Source organism: Caulobacter sp. 1776, from assembly GCF_040545685.1.
GTDB lineage: Bacteria > Pseudomonadota > Alphaproteobacteria > Caulobacterales > Caulobacteraceae > Caulobacter.
Genome location: NZ_JBEPMI010000002.1, coordinates 1 through 16,047, shown reverse-complemented (window position 1 = coordinate 16,047; position 16,047 = coordinate 1). Strand labels below are relative to the sequence as shown.

At 68.2% G+C, this 16,047-nt stretch carries 15 protein-coding genes and 2 tRNA genes; 11 read left to right on the top strand and 6 right to left on the bottom strand.

Features of this window, described 5'->3' with window-relative positions; genetic code table 11:
* Nucleotides 1-66: 66 nt before the first annotated feature.
* The 6 genes from ABIC66_RS05450 (at nucleotide 67) to rodA (ending at nucleotide 7,226) form a co-directional block, all read left to right on the top strand.
* On the top strand, nucleotides 67-945 hold the full coding sequence (locus tag ABIC66_RS05450) for a DMT family transporter (protein WP_354068387.1): 879 nt from the start codon (nucleotides 67-69) through the stop codon (nucleotides 943-945).
* A gap of 351 nt (nucleotides 946-1,296) precedes the next feature.
* On the top strand, nucleotides 1,297-2,340 hold the full coding sequence (locus ABIC66_RS05445; protein WP_004623009.1) for a rod shape-determining protein: 1,044 nt from the start codon (nucleotides 1,297-1,299) through the stop codon (nucleotides 2,338-2,340).
* A 51-nt stretch (nucleotides 2,341-2,391) separates the two neighbouring features.
* A complete protein-coding gene (gene mreC / locus ABIC66_RS05440) occupies nucleotides 2,392-3,507 on the top strand; it encodes a rod shape-determining protein MreC (RefSeq protein ID WP_354068386.1) in 1,116 nt (371 codons plus the stop codon).
* Entirely contained in the window at nucleotides 3,504-4,019 is a 516-nt protein-coding gene (locus tag ABIC66_RS05435) for a hypothetical protein (RefSeq protein WP_354068385.1), read from the top strand. The genes mreC and ABIC66_RS05435 overlap by 4 nt, the downstream gene beginning before the upstream one ends.
* 4 nt (nucleotides 4,020-4,023) lie before the next feature.
* Nucleotides 4,024-6,072: a penicillin-binding protein 2 gene (gene mrdA, locus ABIC66_RS05430; RefSeq protein WP_354068384.1), complete on the top strand. Its 2,049-nt coding sequence runs from the start codon at nucleotides 4,024-4,026 to the stop codon at nucleotides 6,070-6,072.
* The gene (gene rodA, locus ABIC66_RS05425; RefSeq protein WP_354068383.1) at nucleotides 6,069-7,226 is read left to right on the top strand and encodes a rod shape-determining protein RodA; all 1,158 of its coding nucleotides are present in this window, start codon (nucleotides 6,069-6,071) and stop codon (nucleotides 7,224-7,226) included. The genes mrdA and rodA overlap by 4 nt, the downstream gene beginning before the upstream one ends.
* 15 nt (nucleotides 7,227-7,241) lie before the next feature.
* On the opposite strand, the gene pip is transcribed toward rodA, so the two are convergent.
* The gene (gene pip / locus ABIC66_RS05420; RefSeq protein WP_354068382.1) at nucleotides 7,242-8,231 is read right to left on the bottom strand and encodes a prolyl aminopeptidase; all 990 of its coding nucleotides are present in this window, start codon (nucleotides 8,229-8,231) and stop codon (nucleotides 7,242-7,244) included.
* Between the two features lie 89 nt (nucleotides 8,232-8,320).
* On the opposite strand from pip, the gene ABIC66_RS05415 reads away from it, so the two are divergent.
* Nucleotides 8,321-8,581: a low temperature requirement protein A gene (locus tag ABIC66_RS05415; protein WP_354068381.1), complete on the top strand. Its 261-nt coding sequence runs from the start codon at nucleotides 8,321-8,323 to the stop codon at nucleotides 8,579-8,581.
* On the opposite strand, the gene ABIC66_RS05410 is transcribed toward ABIC66_RS05415, so the two are convergent.
* Complete coding sequence (locus ABIC66_RS05410) at nucleotides 8,578-9,585, bottom strand: alpha/beta fold hydrolase (protein WP_354068380.1); 1,008 nt, start codon at nucleotides 9,583-9,585, stop codon at nucleotides 8,578-8,580. The two genes, ABIC66_RS05415 and ABIC66_RS05410, sit on opposite strands and share 4 nt — an antisense overlap.
* 130 nt (nucleotides 9,586-9,715) lie before the next feature.
* Between ABIC66_RS05410 and ABIC66_RS05405 the strand changes: the two genes are divergently transcribed.
* Nucleotides 9,716-10,933 (top strand): multidrug effflux MFS transporter, encoded by a 1,218-nt coding sequence (locus tag ABIC66_RS05405; protein ID WP_354068379.1) that lies wholly within the window; start codon nucleotides 9,716-9,718, stop codon nucleotides 10,931-10,933.
* Here ABIC66_RS05405 and ABIC66_RS05400 read toward each other — a convergent pair.
* The 4 genes from ABIC66_RS05400 to rlmB all read right to left on the bottom strand — a co-directional run bounded on the left by ABIC66_RS05400 (nucleotide 10,924) and on the right by rlmB (nucleotide 14,731).
* Nucleotides 10,924-11,304 (bottom strand): DUF423 domain-containing protein, encoded by a 381-nt coding sequence (locus ABIC66_RS05400; protein ID WP_354068378.1) that lies wholly within the window; start codon nucleotides 11,302-11,304, stop codon nucleotides 10,924-10,926. The genes ABIC66_RS05405 and ABIC66_RS05400 overlap by 10 nt on opposite strands.
* A gap of 14 nt (nucleotides 11,305-11,318) precedes the next feature.
* Nucleotides 11,319-12,059, bottom strand: coding sequence for a TerC family protein (locus ABIC66_RS05395; protein WP_354068377.1), 741 nt, complete (start codon nucleotides 12,057-12,059; stop codon nucleotides 11,319-11,321).
* Between the two features lie 117 nt (nucleotides 12,060-12,176).
* Complete coding sequence (gene stpX / locus ABIC66_RS05390; RefSeq protein ID WP_354068376.1) at nucleotides 12,177-13,787, bottom strand: stalk-specific protein StpX; 1,611 nt, start codon at nucleotides 13,785-13,787, stop codon at nucleotides 12,177-12,179.
* A 107-nt stretch (nucleotides 13,788-13,894) separates the two neighbouring features.
* A complete protein-coding gene (rlmB, locus tag ABIC66_RS05385; protein ID WP_354068375.1) occupies nucleotides 13,895-14,731 on the bottom strand; it encodes a 23S rRNA (guanosine(2251)-2'-O)-methyltransferase RlmB in 837 nt (278 codons plus the stop codon).
* Between the two features lie 174 nt (nucleotides 14,732-14,905).
* Between rlmB and ABIC66_RS05380 the strand changes: the two genes are divergently transcribed.
* The 3 genes from ABIC66_RS05380 to ABIC66_RS05370 all read left to right on the top strand — a co-directional run.
* Nucleotides 14,906-14,991 (top strand) — tRNA-Tyr (locus ABIC66_RS05380).
* 91 nt (nucleotides 14,992-15,082) lie between these two features.
* Nucleotides 15,083-15,156: transfer RNA gene (locus ABIC66_RS05375), tRNA-Gly, on the top strand.
* A gap of 55 nt (nucleotides 15,157-15,211) precedes the next feature.
* The coding region (locus tag ABIC66_RS05370; RefSeq protein ID WP_354068374.1) for an elongation factor Tu at nucleotides 15,212-16,047 on the top strand (836 nt) is incomplete at its 3' end.

Below are 16,047 nucleotides of genomic sequence, written 5' to 3'. Positions count from 1 at the left end.
GAGCTGGTGATGACCCGCTTGGCCTGGGCGTCCGGCCTGATCATCGCAGCGAGGCGGTAGGCGGACATGATCTGGATTCCCATCACCGTCGTCGCCACTGTCTTTCAGGTGGCGCGCAACGCGGCCCAGCGCTCGGTCATGGGCGGCGCGGGCCCCTGGGGCGCGACCCTGGTCCGCTTCCTGTTCGGCTTGCCGTTCGCAGCCCTGTTCGCCCTGGTCGCGGTGCTGGTGACCCCGGGCCTGGATTTCCATCCGCACGCCAAGTTCTGGATCGCCTGCGTCGCGGGCGCGATGTTCCAGATCGGGGCCACGGCGGCGATGCTGACCGCCATGCACCGCTCGTCCTTCGCCCTGGGCACGGCGCTGCAGCAGAGCGGCCTGCCGTTCGCCCTGGTGTTTGGCGCGCTGGTGTTCGGCGACCACGTCGGACCGGTGGCCTGGGCCGGCGGGCTGGTGGCCACCGCCGGGCTGGCGGCGCTGTCTTGGCCGCGCGGCGAGATCGAGATCCGACGCGGCGCGGTGCTGGCGGGGCTGGCCTCCGGCGCGGCCTTCGCTCTCTGCGCCAACTGCTTTCGCCAGGCGGCCCTGGCCCTGGATCCCGGCCACCCGCCAGCCGCCGCCTTCGCGACCGTGCTGGTCGTCCAGGCCCTCCAGACCGTCGGCCTGACCAGCTATCTGGCCTGGCGCAACCCTGATGCGCTGAAGGCCGTGGTCGCGGCCTGGCGTCAGTCGCTGGGCGCGGGGTTCTGCGGCGCGGCGGCGTCGGGTCTGTGGTTCACGGCCATGGCCCTGTCGCCGGTGGGGCCGGTGAGGGCGGTCGGCGTGGTCGAAATGCCCGTCGCCGCTCTGGCCGGACGTCGTCTGTTCAAGGAACGTCTGACGACCACGCAGATGATCGCCGGCGCGATAACGGCGGTCGGCGTCGTCATGGCCGCGCTCGGCTAGATTTCGCCATGATCGGATGGTTGACCGGCTTCACCGCAAAAGCCTCAGGACAAGCCGCTAATAGACCTTGAAATCAACGCTTTCGCAGGGCAAACGGGCGGGCGTCGGCGCGCTTTGGGCCGTTCGGACGATGGCGCGGCCAGGGGGCGGCGCACCCGTCGGGCGACAGAGCGTGCGGACGGGGGCGAAATCCCCTAAATGCGGGAATCATGTTGTCCTCGCATTGAATTGAAGTAGGAGCCATTTCTTCTCCGCCGACCCCGTCCCCGGGACGGAAAAGGCTCCGCTTCTCCGATCTGACCGCTTCGATCTGCCCGTTACGCCCCTCCTATCCCTCAGTCAGGGCTTTCAATGTTCTCTTCCCTTTTCGGCGTGATCTCGAACGACATCGCCATCGACCTCGGTACGGCCAACACCCTCATCTACATGAAGGGCAAGGGGATCGTCCTGAATGAGCCGTCGGTGGTGGCCCTGCGCAACGTCGGCGGCCGCAAGATCGTGCACGCCGTGGGCATCGAGGCCAAGCAGATGCTGGGCCGCACGCCGGGCCACATGGAAGCCATCCGTCCGATGCGTGACGGCGTCATCGCCGACTTCGAAGTCGCCGAAGAGATGATCAAGTACTTCATCCGCAAGGTTCACAACCGCAAGGGCTTCGTGAACCCGAAGGTGATCGTGTGCGTGCCGTCGGGCGCCACCGCCGTGGAACGCCGCGCCATCAACGACAGCTGTCTCAACGCCTCGGCCCGCCGCGTCGGCCTGATCGACGAGCCGATGGCCGCCGCGATCGGCGCCGGCCTGCCGATCCACGAGCCGACCGGCTCGATGGTCGTCGACATCGGCGGCGGCACCACCGAGGTGGCCGTGCTGTCGCTGTCGGGCATCGTCTATTCGCGCTCGGTCCGCGTCGGCGGCGACAAGATGGACGAGGCGATCATCAGCTACATGCGGCGCCACCATAACCTCTTGATCGGCGAGACCACCGCCGAGCGCATCAAGAAGGAAATCGGCACCGCCCGCGCGCCGGCCGACGGCGAAGGCCTGTCGATCGACGTCAAGGGCCGCGACCTGATGCAGGGCGTGCCGCGCGAAGTCCGCATCTCGGAAAAGCAGGCCGCCGACGCCCTGGCCGAACCGGTCGGGCAGATCGTCGAGGCCGTGAAGGTGGCGCTGGAAGCCACCCCGCCGGAACTGGCCAGCGACATCGCCGACAAGGGCATCATGCTGACCGGCGGCGGCGCGCTGCTGCGCGGCCTGGACGCCGAGATCCGCGACCACACCGGCCTGCCGGTCACCGTGGCTGACGATCCGCTGTCGTGCGTGGCCCTGGGCTGCGGCAAGGTGCTTGAGCACCCGAAGTGGATGAAGGGCGTCCTGGAATCCACGCTGGCGTAAGCATAGGGTTCCTCTAGAGGCGCCTCGGGGGGCGCCGGGAGATACAAGTACGTGCCCTTTCGCGAAGGTCCCCTCGGCGACCTGAAAGTGCCGCTTACCTGGACGGCGGCGGTAGCCCTGATCGTGGCGGCCGTCATCGCCGTCGCCTTCCTGTTGGCGGACCGTCGCGAGACCCTCCAGGAGCAGGCCTACGGCGTCACCCGCCAGACGGTGGACACCGTGGCGAAGCCGGTCAGCGGCGCCATCGCCGCGCCGGGCCGCTGGACGGGCCTGGGCCTGGACTATGTCCGCAGCTACTTCTTCACCGCCTCGGAAAACCGCCGGCTGAAGGCCGAGCTGGCCGAGATGCGCCAGTGGCGTGACCGGGCCCTGGCCCTGCAGGACACCAACGACCGCTACAAGTCGTTGCTGGGCCTGCGCACCGATCCGCCGATCCCGATGGCTTCGGCCCGGGTCGTCAGCGACAGCCGCGGTCCTTTCGCCAACACCCGTCTGGCCGACGCCGGGTCGGAGCGCGGCATTCAGGTCGGCAATCCGGTGCTGAACGAGCGCGGGCTGGTCGGTCGCGTCGTGGGCGTCTCTAACGGCGTCAGCCGCGTGCTGCTGCTGACCGACATCGCCTCGCGCACGCCGGTGATGATCGACCGCACCAACGCCCGCGCCATCCTGACCGGCGACGGCGGCCCCAATCCCAAGCTGGAATATCTGCGCGGCGTCGATCCGATCCAGCAGGGGGATCGTGTCGTCACCTCCGGCGACGGCGGCGTGGTGCCGCGTGGTCTGCCCGTGGGCGCGGCCGTGAAGGGCCTGGACGGTCGCTGGCGTGTGGTGCTGTTCGCCGACCAAGCGGCGATCGACTACGTCCGCATCCTGCTGTTCAAGGACTTCGCCCAATTGGCCGACGAGAAGCAGCTGGAAGCCAAGACCCTTCCGCCGGTGACGACCGAGGATCCGCAGACCTCGATCCTGTCGGCCCCGCCGCCGCCCGCCGCGACCCCGCCCGCCGCCCCCGCGACGGCCGCGCCGCCTCCGACCGCCACCACGACGCAGCCGAAGCCGTCGGTTGCGACAGCGCCCAAGCCCGCCACGCCCAAGCCGGCGGCGCCGAAGCCGACAACGCCGAAGCCCGCGGCCGCGACGCCCGCGCCGACCGGAGCGCCGCGATGAGCATGAGCGGCGGACGCGCTCTCAACCCCGGCCGTTGGCTGGGCGTGCCGATGCTGCTCACCATCGGGGCCACCATCCTGTTCGCCGCGCCGATCCGCATCTGGGGCCTGCAGCTACCCGAACCCGTGTTCGCCATGGTCCCGGCCTTCGCCTGGGCGATGATCCGGCCGTCGATCCTGGCGCCCTTCGCGATCTTGCTCCTGGGCCTGTTCCTGGACATCTTCTGGGGCGGGCCGACGGGCCTGTGGGGTCTGTCGCTGCTGGTCGCCTACGCCATGGTGCTGATCCTGCGAAACATGATGACCGGCCAGAGCCGCCCGATGATGTGGGTGTGGTTCGCCGGCGTCACCGGCGTGGCCATGATCGCGGCGTTCCTGTTCACCATGCTGGACAGCCTGGCTATGCCGAGCCTGCTGGCGGTTTTCTGGCAGTTCCTGGTCACCGCGCTGCTGTTCCCGTTCGCCCACCGCCTGGTCGATCGCTTCGAGGACGCCGACGTGCGGTTCCGGTGAGGCCATGAGCGAACCCTCAATCTTCTTCTTCGAAGTCAACGAGCGTCAGGGGGTCTTCCACCGACGCGCATTCCTGCTGGGCGGTCTGACGGGCGCGGGTCTTCTGGCGCTGGGCGGCCGCCTGGCCCAGCTGCAGTTGGTCGAGGCCCAGCGCTACCAGAAGCTCTCGGCCGGCAACCAGTTCAACTACCGCCTAGTGCCGCCGCCGCGCGGTCTGATCCTGGATCGCAATGGCGTGTCCCTGGCGTCGAACCGGCCGAACTTCCGGCTGATGATCAACAAGGACAAGGGCCTGGACGCCGAGGCCGTGATGGACGACCTGGCCAAGCTGGTCCCGATCGACGGCACGCGCCGGGCCCGGGTGCTCAAGGAGCTGGACCGCGCCCCGCGCAAGGCGCCGGTGGTGGTGATGGAGGATCTCTCGTGGGAGGAGTTCAGCCGCGTCAACATCCGCGCCCCGGAACTGCCCAACGTCACCGCCGACATGGGCGAGGTGCGGGTTTACCCGTTCGGCGGCGCCTTCGCCCACGTGATCGGCTATGTCGCCAAGGCTTCGGATCGTGACCTGACGGCCGCCAAGGACGACGCGACCCAGGATCAGGAACTGCTGCACCATCCTGGCTTCCGGATCGGCAAGCAGGGCGTCGAGAAGGCTTTCGACAAGGACCTGCGCGGCCGCGCCGGCGCCACCAAGGCCGAGGTCGACGCCCAGGGCCGCGTCGTGCGCCTAGACCCGGCCGGCGACATTCCGCCGACCCCGGGTAAGGCCATCCATCTGACCCTGGACGCAGACATCCAGAACCGCGCCCTCGAGGTGATGGGCGAGGAGAGCGGCGCGATCGTTGTCATGGACGTGCGCAACGGCGACCTGCTGGCCATGGTCTCGGCCCCCAGCTTCGACGCCAACCGCTTCGTCAAGGGCCTGTCGGGCGCCGAGTACAAGGCCCTGGCCGAGTACGAGCGCAAGCCGCTGCTGGACAAGTCGATGACCGGTCTGTTCCCGCCGGGCTCGACCTTCAAGCCGACGGTGGGCCTGGCGGCGCTGACGGCCGGCGTCGACCCCGAGGTGCGCATCAACTGCCCCGGCAGCTGGTACTACGGCGGTCGTGTCTGGCGCTGCTGGGAAAAGCGCGGTCACGGGTCGCAGAACATGCACGAGGCGATCAAGAACTCGTGCGACGTCTATTTCTATCAGACAGCGCTGAAGGCCGGACCGGACGCGATCGCGCAGGCCGCGCGCGCCATGGGCTTCGGCCAGATCTTCGATATCGGCATCCCCGGCCAGAAGAAGGGCATCGTGCCCGACCGGGAGTGGAAGAAGCGCGCCTTCAAGAAGAATCCGGCCAACCAGATCTGGTTTCCGGGGGAGACGCCCAGCTACGGGATCGGGCAGGGGGCTCTTACGGTCAACGCGCTGCAGCTGGCGGTGATGACGGCCCGCATGGCCAACGCCAAGAAGGCGCTGGTCCCGCGGCTGGTCAAGTCGATCGGCGGTGTCGAGCGGCCCAGCGGCGCCGACGTGCCGGACCTGCCGTTCTCGCCCGAGCACCTGGCCTATGTGCGCGGCGGCATGGCCGCCGTGGCCAACGACGTGCGCGGCACCGCTTACAAGCAGAGCCAGTTGGGCCTCGGCGACGTGCAGATGGCCGGCAAGACCGGCACGGCGCAGGTGCGCAGCTACGAAGGGGTCAAGAACCGCAAGGGTTATGCCACTACTTGGCGCCTGCGGGACCACAACCTGTTCGTCGCCTTCGCGCCCTATGATGACCCGCGCTACGCGGTGGCGGTCATCGTCGAGCATGGCGGCCTGGGGGGCGCCGTCGCCGGCGCCCCCCGCGCGCGCGAAGTGATGCGCGTGGCTCTGCTGAAGGATCCCGAGATCCGGGCCCGCATCGAGAACCCGACGCCGCTGCCCGAGGTCGCGCCCGAGGACGTCGTGGAAGGCGCCGCGCCGGAGGATCCCGTCGAGGGCGCCGCGCCGCTCCCGCCCAACGCCACGGCTGTTCCGCCCACCACGCCCCCGTCCACCAAGCCTCAGGGAGGCCCGAGATGACCTTGAGCGGCGGCCTGACCCGACCCGGCGAGCGCGACCGGCCGATCATCAAGTTCATGGAGGTCGACTGGACCTTCTGCCTGGTGCTGGCGATGATCGCCGGCGTCGGCGGCCTGATGCTGTTCTCGATCGCGGGGGCCTCGTGGGAGCCCTGGGCCGACAAGCATCTGCTGCGGTTCGGTGTCTATTTCATCATCATGATCATCCTGGCCATGTGCGACCTGCGCTGGTGGTTCGCGGCCGCCTATCCGATCTACATCATCGGCCTGGTGCTGCTGGTGGCGGTGGACCTTGTGGGGGACGTCTCGCTGGGCGCCCAGCGCTGGCTGCAGCTGGGGCCGGTGCGTTTCCAGCCGTCCGAGGTGATGAAGATCGGCCTCGTGCTGGCCCTGGCCCGCTACTATCACGGCCTGTCGTCGGACAGCGCCAGGCTCTCATGGCGGCTGTTGATCCCCGCCGCCATGATAGTCGTGCCGTTCCTGCTGGTCGCCAAGCAGCCCGACCTGGGCACCGGTATCCTGATCGTCGCCACCGGCGGGGCGATCATGATGCTGGCGGGGCTGGACTGGCGGGTGATGGCGGCAGGCGCGGCCGCCGCCGTCGTCGCTATCCCGCCCTTCATCATGTTCGGATTGCACGACTACCAGCGCAACCGGATCCTGACCTTCATGAACCCGGAGCAGGACCCGTCCGGCGACGGCTACCACATCCTGCAGTCCAAGATCGCCCTGGGCTCGGGCGGCCTGTTGGGCAAGGGCTTTGGCCTCGGGTCGCAGAGCCAGCTGAACTTCCTGCCCGAGAAGCAGACCGACTTCATCTTCGCCACCCTGGCCGAGGAGTTCGGCTTCGTCGGCTGTTTCGGCGTGCTGTTCCTGTACGGGGCGATCATCTTCATGGCCCTGCGGATAGCCTCGATCAGCCACAGCCACTTCGGACGTCTGGCGGCGGCGGGGGTGACCGCGACTTTCTCGCTGTACGTGCTGATCAACGGGGCCATGGTCATGGGTCTGGCCCCCGTGGTGGGCGTGCCGATGCCGATGTTGTCTTACGGCGGCACCGTCATGCTGACGGTCATGGTCGGCTTCGGCCTGGTCCAGGCCGTGCGCGTGCACCGCTACACTGAAGTGACCAGCGGCAAGGGCTCGCTGATGTAGCCCGCGCGCGCTGGTTTACCGAACCAGCGCCGCCTCGGTCGCCCGCACCAGTCCGTCGATGACGCCGGGCTCGGTCGAGGCGTGGCCGGCGTCCCAGATGATGTCGAAGCGCGCCTCGGGCCAGGCCTTGTGCAGCTTCCAGGCGCTGTCCAGCGGCGTGACCACGTCGAAGCGGCCTTGGACGATCCAGCCCGGGATGTGACGGATCTTGTCGATGTTCTTGAGGATCCAGCCGTCTTCGTCGAAGAAGCCCTTGTTGGTGAAGAAGTGGCACTCGATCCGCGCGAACGCGATCGCGAAGTCTTCCTCGTTGAATTTCGGAGGACGCGCCTCCGGCCCGCGCAGCGAGATGGTGTCGCCTTCCCACTGGCTCCAGGCGGCGGCGGCCTCCAGCTGCACACGGCGGTCTTGTGCGACCAGGCGGCGGTGATAGGCGGCCATCAGATCGCCGCGCTCCTCTTGCGGGATCGGAGCCAGGAAGCGTTCCCAGGCGTCCGGGAACAGCATCGAGGCGCCTTCCTGGTAGAACCAGGCCAGCTCGCGATCCGTCAGCAGGAAGATGCCGCGCAGGACCAGGCCGTCGACCCGGTCGGGATGCTTGATGGCGTAGGCCAGGGCCAGGGTCGAGCCCCACGAGCCGCCGAACACCGTCCACTTCTCGACGCCCAGATGCACGCGCAGGCGCTCGATGTCCTCGATCAGGCTCCAGGTGGTGTTGTCATCCAGGCTGGCGTTCGGCCGCGAGCGCCCGCAGCCACGCTGGTCAAACAGGGTCATGCGCCACTTGGTCGGATCAAAGAAGCGCCGCATGGTCGGATTGACCGCGCCGCCCGGCCCGCCATGCAGGATCACGCAGGGCTTGCCCCGCGGATTGCCGCACTCCTCGTAATAGATCTCGTGCGGGCCGCCGGTCTGCAGCCAGCCGAACGAGAAGGGCTCGACCTCGCGAAAGAGGCCACGGCGGCCAACGGAACCCATGGCGGCGGCGGAAGCGTTACGATCCATGAGACTGACCCTAACTTGCTTTGTATCCGCCTGTGAACGGAGGATTGGGGTGGGCTCGCGCCTTTCGCTCGGTTCTGTATGTTGCGCCCATGACTCAGACCGCTCCTGAAGACTATTCCGACGACGAGCTGCTCGAGATGCTGAATCCGGCGCAGCTGGCCGAGCTTGACCGCCAGATCGGCGAGATGTTCGGAGCCGAGGGCGTCGACAAGGCCGAAGCGTTGTTCGCCATGGCCAACGTCTATTCGCTGCGCGCGGCCGAGCGCGACCCCACCTCGGCCCTGGCTATGCTGCAGCTGGCCGCCGCCATGCGCCGCCGCGCCGAAATCATGATCTCAGCCCGGAACTAGAGCGGAAATCGGCGGTCCAGCCAGTCCAGGATCGCCGCATCAACCTCGGCGGGCTTCTCCTGCTGGGTCCAGTGGCCGCTGCCCTCGATCAGCACCTTCTCCAGATCGGCGATCTGATCGCCCATGCGTTCGGCCAGGCTTGGCGGCAACACCACGTCCAGCTCGGCCATGATCATCAGGCAGGGGACGCCGTCGACGCGGGTCGGCAAGGACGCGGCCTTCTCCCAGTTGCGGGTGAAGTTGCGGTACCAGTTGATGCCGCCGGTGAAGCCTGTGCGTTTGAAGGCGTCGACGAAGATGGCCAGTTCGTCGGGCGATAGCAACTGGCTCTGGTCGGCGGCCGGATCGAAGCGCGCCAGGCCGTCCTGCAAGGCCAGGCTGCGACGTTCGGCGGGCCGGCCGGAGAAGGCCTCCACCGTCGAACTCGGCAGGCGCATGAAGTAGCGCATGGTCCGCTCGACGTCGGCGGCCAGCTGGGCGTCGGCGACGCCAGGCTTCTGGAAGTGGACGATGTACATGTCCTCGCCGAAGGCGTGGCTGAACATCTGGATCGGATCCATCGGCAGGCGCGGGATGAAGGGCGTGTTGAGGCCGATGATCCCCGCCACGCGGTCCGGATGCATCAGCGGCAGTTGCCAGACGACGATGCCGCCCCAGTCGTGGCCGACGAAGATCGCCTTCGGGACGCCCAGGTGATCCAGCAGCCCGACCAGGTCGCCGGTCAGGTGCTCCATGTCGTAGGCCTCGACGGCCTCGGGCCCGGCGGTGAGTCCATAGCCGCGTTGGTCGGGCGCGATCACCCAACGGCCGGCGGCGGCTAGGGCGGCGATCTGGTGGCGCCAGGAGAAGGCCAGCTCCGGGAAGCCGTGGCAGAGGACGATGGGAATCCCCTGGCGCGGGCCAGCCTCGTAGTAGGCCAGGCGGATCCCGTTGATGTCCGCGAACTTGGCTTCAGGGAAAGGGGGCGCGGGCAGGGGCGGCGCCTCCGGATGCTTGACCGTCATGACCGCTCTTCTCCGCCCGTTTTATATGATTGCTGATAACGTGAGGCCCTCGCATCCGGCGGGCAAGCGACTTTTCAGGCTTCCGCCATTTGACGTTTCTTGGGGATCAAACCCGCGTAAAAGGCCCTTCATGACCGAAGCGCCACCGCCGCCCGCCGCCGTTCCGTGGCGTCTCGTTCTGCTCCTGGGCGCGCTGACGGCCTTCGGGCCGATGTCGATCGACATGTATCTGTCCAGCTTTCCGTCGATCGCCCGGACCCTGCACACCGGCCCCGAACAGACCCAGGCCACCCTGGCGGCCTTCTTCGCCGGCATGGCCATTGGCCAGATCGTCTATGGCCCGGCCTCGGACCGGTTCGGGCGCCGTCCGCCGGTGCTGATCGGGATCGGCGTCTTCGTCGTGGCGTCGGCGGTCTGCGCCCTGGCGCCGAGCATCGAGACCCTGATCGCCGCGCGCTTCGTCCAGGCCCTAGGCGCATGCGCGGGACCGGTGATCGCCCGGGCCGTGGTCCGCGATCGCTTCAGCCACGCCGACACCGCCCGGGTGCTGTCGCTGATGACCCTGATCATGGGCCTGGCGCCGGTCCTGGCTCCGCAGCTGGGCGGGGTGGTGCAGTTCGTGGCCGGCTGGCGCGGCGTGTTCTGGACCCTGGTCGGCTTCGGCGCGCTGATCGGCCTGTGGGTCGTCGTCAGCCTTACCGAGTCCCGCTCGGCCGAGACGGAAGCCCAGGCCCGGGCCGAGAACCCGCTGCAGGCCTATGTCGCGCTGTTCGGCATGCGCCGGCTGATGGGCTACGCGATCGCCGGGACGCTGAACGGGGCGGTGCTGTTCACCTACATCTCGGGCGCGCCGGACCTGGTGATGGGGACCTACGGCCACACGCCGCTGGTCTTCAATCTGATCTTCGCCTTCAACGCCGTCGGCATCATCGGGGCCAGCCAGGTCAATCGCTGGCTGCTGCGCCGCTCATTGCCCGACCAGGTGCTGAGCAAGGCTAGCATCGCCTCGATCGTTGCGGCCCTGTTGTTGACCCTGGCCGCTTGGACCGGCTGGGGCGGCCAATGGACGGTGCTGCCGCTGCTGTTCATGGCGCTGTCGATCTATGGGCTGATGGGCGGCAACACCATGGCCGGCGCGCTCAGCGTCGACCCGCGCCGGGCCGGCTCGATCTCGGCCCTGATGGGCTCGGCGTCATTCGGAGCCGGGGCCCTGGCCTCGTGGGCCGGCGGCCTTCTGCACGACGGGACGCCGCGTCCGGTGGCCGGAGTGATGTTCGCCTGCCTGGTCGGCTCGGCCCTGGCGATCTTCTTCCTGGCCCTGCCGGGCGCGAACAAGTCTCAGGTCTGATCGGGCAGGCCGAAGCCGCGCCAGGCCAGCAGCGCCCAGCCGATCATGAACGACAGGCCGCCTAGCGGGGTGATCGCGCCCAGCACGCGCGGCCCGCCCAGCGCCATGGCGTAGAGCGAGCCCGAGAACAACACGGTCCCGACCAGGAACAGGCCCGCGACCAGGCCCATGCCCTTGGCGCCGGTCCGCTGCAGGGCGAAGGCGGCGAACACGGCCAGGGCGTGGACCATCTGGTACTGCGAGCCGGTGTGCAGCCACTCGATCGGCTTGGCCTCGCTCATGCCGTGAGCGGCGAAAGCGCCGAACGCCACGGCCAGCAGAGCGCTCACCGCCGCCAAGCCGGTCCAGGTCCGGGGAGTCCATGCCGTCATCGCGGTCAGCCCGCCTATTTGTGCTTGTTGTGCTTGGCCAGCTCGGCCGGCTTGATGTCCAGCGGGGCCGGGGCGGCGGCGTTGTAGGCGGCGGTCTGGTTCAGGTCCATGACCACGCTACGATGGCCTTCCCAGATCATGTGAACGGCGACGTAGAGCACGATCGCCAGGCCGACAAAGCCGATCCAGCGATGCTTGTGCAGCAGGTTGGCGATGGCGCTGGCGGCCAGGCCCATCAGGGCGATCGACAGCAGCAGGCCGAAGATCAGGATGCCGGGGTGCTCGCGGGCCGCGCCGGCCACGGCCAGCACGTTGTCCAGCGACATAGAGACGTCGGCGATCAGGACCTGGACGAAGGCGGCCTTGAACGACTTTGGGGCGCGGGCGCGCGGCTCGGTGTTCGGATCGCCGTCGACACAGGCCAGGGCGTCGGCCTGATCCTGCGAGGCCTGCTCGCGCAGCTCGCGCCACATCTTCCAGCAGACCCACAGCAGCAGGAAGCCGCCGGCCAGCAGCAGGCCGATGACGCCCAGAAGCCAGGTGGTGATCAGGGCGAAGCTGATGCGCAGCACGACGGCGGCGGCCAGGCCGTACAGGATGACCTTCTTACGGTCCTTGGGCGGCAAGCCCCCGGCGGCCAGCCCCACGGCGACGGCGTTGTCGCCGGCCAGGACCAGGTCGATCATCAAGACTTGCAGCAGGGCCGTCAGGGGTCCTTGCAGGCCGCCCAGGTGGGCCGTCAGAGCTTCGAACATCCGTCCTCAATGCGGTGACGCGCGCGGCGATGCAAGGCGCAAAGGGAAAATCGGAGCGCAAAAGGAAAGGGCCCCGGATCCTGCGATCCGGAGCCCCGCTTTCCTGTCGGAAGCCGCCTAGTGAGCGGGCTCCGGCTCCCTGTGATGGGCGTCGTGGTGATCCTCGTGACCCGGCGCGAACGGCTCATGGCCGTGACCAGGGTCGACCGGAGCATGATGGTCGTCGTGGTTCGACGTCGCGGCGACCATTGGGTTCACATACGAGACGTGCTCGGCCGGCGCGTGCGGCTCGGGATGGGCCTCGGCGTGGGGGTCGTGGCCATGGTGGTCGTCGTGGACGCCGTGGCCTTGATCGTCATGACGTTGCTCGGCCTGGTGGGTGTCATGGATGTGCATGGCCGCCGCGCCCGCCGCCGCGCCGCCAGCGGCGGCCAGGAACGGGTTCACGTAGGAGACGTGGGCGCTCTGGGGCGCTTCGAATTCCATTTCGTTGCGGCCGTAGTCGGCCATGGTGCGGTACTTGCGCTGGCGTTCGGCCTTGCGACGAGCCGCCGAGGCGTTGCGCGAGACGCCGACCAGGATGATCAGGGCCAGCAGCACCAGGGCCACGCCCAGCACGGTCTTGATCGGGGTCGAGCCGAGGCCCGGCAGCGACACGTTGCCGTTGATCGCGCCGAGGTCGAGGTCGCCGAAGCCCTTATTGACCTTTTCCGGCATCGAGAAGACGCGCTTGCTGATCTCGCCCAGGGCGAAGCCCTGCGGCTGCTTGGCGCCGTTCAGTTCGACGCCGAACTGAGACTTGAGTTGACCCTTGGCGTCCGGACCCGGCTTTACTTGCCAGGCGAACGTAGTCGGCTCGCCCGGCTTGACCACGGCGGTCTGGCGGCCGTTCGGGGTGATCTCGTAGCCTTCGCCTTCGAGCTGGGCATAGGCGCTGGTCTTCTTGGCGGCCTTGGTCAGGCCCAGCTTGGCGGCTTCCTTCTTGATCAGGTCGCCCAGAGTGGCCGGGAGGGACAGGGTCACCTGGCCCGGCTGGTTCTTGCTCAGGCTCTCACCGGCGGCCAGGACGGCGCCATTGGTGGCTTCCGGCGCGACGGCGGCCTGCAGCTTTTCGAGCTTGGTGGCGGGTTTGGCCGGAGCAGGGGGGGCGAGCGGCTTGGCGGCGGCCACGACCGGCGGCTTGGCCAGCGGCGTCGTCGGCTTGACCGGCTGGGCGGCCTTCACCGGCGCGGGGGCCGGGGCGACCGTCTTCGGCGTGATCGGCTTGACGTTGGCGACGACGACCGGCTTGGCGACCGGCGGATGATAGGCCGGGACCGTTGTGTGGACGCGATGGGGCTGGGCCGCCGCGTAGACGCGGTGCGCGCCTTTCGGGTTCGGGATCGGACGCATGGCCGTGACCAGCGTGCCGTCCGGACGACGCCAGGTCGTCAGGTGCGAATTGCGGGGCGGCGGCGGCGGCAGGGGCCGCGAGGCCACGCCGGCGTTGGCGCGTGCCTGGGCCGAGGTGTCGCCCACGGCGGCCGGACCGCCCAGCAGGCCGTCCTGCGCCTCGCTGGCGCTCGGCGGCGGCGCGGCGCCCATCAGCTCCGGCGTGCTCGAATCCGCCTGGTAGTCGCTGCGCGGCGGCGGCGAGCTAGCCTGATCCCCCGCGCTGCAGCCGGCGAGCAGAAGAACGCCCACCGCCGAAGTCGCCAAGGCGGCCAAGCGTACGTTACGTACAAACATCGGGTCCCCCGATCCCATGTCAGATTCCTCCGCGAAGCGAGGCTCGCGGACCACTGTTCGCGAGAGAAGCACGAGCTTGCGACGAAATCAAAACGGTTAAGGGAGATTCACGAACCGGTTTCATCCCTCGAGCGAACTTTCGAGGCTTCGTAGAGCGCGATCGCCGCCGCCGCCGAGACATTCAAGCTCTCGAAACCGCCCGGCATGGGGATCTTGCCGAGGGCGTCGCAATGCTCGGCGACGAGACGCCGGACGCCTTCGCCTTCCGAACCCAGAACGAGCACGGTGGCCTGATCGTCCAGCACCGCCTCGAGGCTCTGCTCGGCCTCGCCGGCCAGGGCGACGGCCCGCCAGCCCAGTTCGGCCAGCTCTTCCAGCGCCCGGGATAGATTGACCACGCGCGCATGCGCGACCTTGTCGACCGCCCCGACGGCGGTCTTGGCCAGCACGCCGGACAGCACCGGCGCGTGGCGATCCTGCAGGATGACGCCCGTGGCGCCGAACGCGGCGGCCGAGCGGAAGATGGCGCCGATGTTCTGCGGGTCGGTGATCTGGTCCAGCATGACCAGCAGGCCCTTGGCCGGCGTTCCCATCTCGGCGATCGACAGGGCCTCGGGCTCGTCGATCTTCAGGGCCAGGCCCTGGTGCACGGCGCCCTGCGGCAGCTGCTTGGCGATCTCCTGGCCCTCCATCACCTGCAGGCAGGCAAGGCTCTGGAGATTCGGCGCGAGTCGCTTGGCGCGATCCGGGGTCGCCAGAAGTCGCTTCGGCGCGGGGCGCAGGGGGTTCGAAAGCGCCGCCTCGACGGCGTGAGTCCCCCAGATCCAGTCCTTGGCGTCGCCTTGGCCTCTGGAAAAGTCGTTCTTATTCCGTGACTTGGAACGAAAATCGCGTCCTTGTGCAGAAGGACGTTTCCGGTCGTTGCGTTCGGAATGAGAGGACACTATAAGACGCGCTCCGATTTGGGGCCCCAAGGGTTTCTCGGGCTAGCCGGCGCTGCTCTTAGCACCGTCCGCCACTGGCTTAGGAAGCTTTTGTTCCACTTCGTCGTTCGGCGCTCAGGCGTCGGTCGTCGGAACGGATTAGGCCGCTTTTCATCGGAGCTCCGTCGCGCGCTTGGGGGAATGTCCCGAGTGGCAAAGGGGGGGGACTGTAAATCCCCTGGCGTCAGCCTTCGCAGGTTCGAGTCCTGCTTCCCCCACCACGCGCGCGACGAGCTCCGAAGACAGGCGGGCGTCCCAGAGCCAGAGACCGGGAGCCGATCGCGACCCCGCTGGCCCCATTTGGGGGATTGGGCGGGTATAGCACAATGGTAGTGCAGCAGCCTTCCAAGCTGAGGATGCGGGTTCGATTCCCGCTACCCGCTCCAGCTCCCCGAGAGTTACTTCCCAACAACCAGCCGCCGGCGCGAAGGTACAGAGACGATGGCCAAGGAAAAGTTCGAACGCACTAAGCCGCACTGCAACATCGGCACGATTGGTCACGTTGACCACGGCAAGACGACGTTGACGGCCGCGATCACGATCACGCTGGCGAAGACGGGCGGCGCGACCGCCAAGAACTACGCCGACATCGACGCCGCGCCGGAAGAAAAGGCCCGCGGCATCACGATCAACACCGCGCACGTCGAGTACGAGACGGCCAACCGTCACTACGCGCACGTCGACTGCCCCGGCCACGCCGACTACGTGAAGAACATGATCACGGGCGCGGCGCAGATGGACGGCGCGATCCTGGTGGTCTCGGCCGCCGACGGTCCGATGCCGCAGACGCGCGAGCACATCCTGCTGGCCCGTCAGGTCGGCGTGCCGGCCCTGGTCGTCTACATGAACAAGGTCGACCTGGTCGACGACGAGGAGCTGCTGGAGCTCGTCGAGATGGAAGTGCGCGAGCTTCTGTCGTCGTACGACTTCCCGGGCGACGACATTCCGATCACCAAGGGCTCGGCCAAGGTGGCGATCGACGGCGGCAACCCGGAGATCGGTGAAAACTCGATCCTGGCCCTGATGGCCACGGTCGACGCCTACATCCCGCAGCCGGAACGCCCGATCGACCTGCCGTTCCTGATGCCGGTCGAAGACGTGTTCTCGATCTCGGGCCGCGGCACCGTGGTCACGGGCCGGATCGAAAAGGGCGTGGTGAAGGTCGGCGAGGAAGTCGAGATTGTCGGCATCCGTCCGGTTCAGAAGACGACCTGCACGGGCGTCGAAATGTTCCGCAAGCTGCTGGACCAAGGTCAAGCCGGCGACAACGTGGGCGT

Bases quoted from the DNA above. Each gene is read 5' to 3' on its own strand.
- stpX (WP_354068376.1), bottom strand. From the start codon at position 13,787: ATGTTTGTACGTAACGTACGCTTGGCCGCCTTGGCGACTTCGGCGGTG.
- ABIC66_RS05435 (WP_354068385.1), top strand. From the start codon at position 3,504: ATGAGCATGAGCGGCGGACGCGCTCTCAACCCCGGCCGTTGGCTGGGC.
- pip (WP_354068382.1), bottom strand. From the start codon at position 8,231: ATGGATCGTAACGCTTCCGCCGCCGCCATGGGTTCCGTTGGCCGCCGT.
- ABIC66_RS05450 (WP_354068387.1), top strand. From the start codon at position 67: ATGATCTGGATTCCCATCACCGTCGTCGCCACTGTCTTTCAGGTGGCG.
- ABIC66_RS05405 (WP_354068379.1), top strand. From the start codon at position 9,716: ATGACCGAAGCGCCACCGCCGCCCGCCGCCGTTCCGTGGCGTCTCGTT.
- rodA (WP_354068383.1), top strand. From the start codon at position 6,069: ATGACCTTGAGCGGCGGCCTGACCCGACCCGGCGAGCGCGACCGGCCG.
- ABIC66_RS05400 (WP_354068378.1), bottom strand. From the start codon at position 11,304: ATGACGGCATGGACTCCCCGGACCTGGACCGGCTTGGCGGCGGTGAGC.
- ABIC66_RS05445 (WP_004623009.1), top strand. From the start codon at position 1,297: ATGTTCTCTTCCCTTTTCGGCGTGATCTCGAACGACATCGCCATCGAC.
- mrdA (WP_354068384.1), top strand. From the start codon at position 4,024: ATGAGCGAACCCTCAATCTTCTTCTTCGAAGTCAACGAGCGTCAGGGG.
- ABIC66_RS05395 (WP_354068377.1), bottom strand. From the start codon at position 12,059: ATGTTCGAAGCTCTGACGGCCCACCTGGGCGGCCTGCAAGGACCCCTG.
- ABIC66_RS05415 (WP_354068381.1), top strand. From the start codon at position 8,321: ATGACTCAGACCGCTCCTGAAGACTATTCCGACGACGAGCTGCTCGAG.
- ABIC66_RS05410 (WP_354068380.1), bottom strand. From the start codon at position 9,585: ATGACGGTCAAGCATCCGGAGGCGCCGCCCCTGCCCGCGCCCCCTTTC.